This window comes from Leifsonia sp. KNZ12-8B, assembly GCF_056755495.1.
The window spans coordinates 1-426 of the sequence record NZ_JBPGXM010000260.1 but is presented as its reverse complement, the minus strand read 5'-3'; the positions used below and the strand labels follow the sequence as shown (position 1 = coordinate 426).

Sequence of the window (426 nt, the reverse complement as noted above, 5' to 3'; positions counted from 1 at the left end):
GCCGTGCCGAACGTGTCGCGGTCGCCCTGCAGCACCAGCACGGGCACGTCCGGCGTGAGCAGTTCCTCCAGGCGGGACTTCTCCGGCCGTCCGGGTGGGTGGAGGGGGAAGGCGAGGCAGACCACTCCGACCGCACCCACCTCCGTCGCCGTGCGGCAGGCGACCCGGGCTCCGGCGCTGCGGCCGCCGACGATCAGCGGGAGGTCGCCGACGGCCTCCCGGACCGCGGCGGCCGTCTCCAGCCAGGCGGCGTCCAGCTGCGGCGGGCGCGGGGCCACCCGCCGCCCCGCAACCCGCCCCCGCGGCGGGTGGGGCCGCCCCCGCCCGCCGCGCGGCCCGCCGCCCCCCCCGCCCCCCCCCCCCCCCCCCCCCCCCCCCCCCCCCGCGCCGCTAGCGGAGGTCGTGCGGAGTGGAGGGGATGAGGCC

The 426-nt window shown here is 82.2% G+C and carries 1 protein-coding gene; it reads right to left on the bottom strand.

Annotated elements, in window-relative coordinates:
• On the bottom strand, nucleotides 1-278 hold a 278-nt coding region (locus tag ACR9ZG_RS18940; RefSeq protein ID WP_481286390.1), incomplete at its 3' end, for an alpha/beta hydrolase family protein.
• Nucleotides 279-426 lie beyond the last annotated feature (148 nt).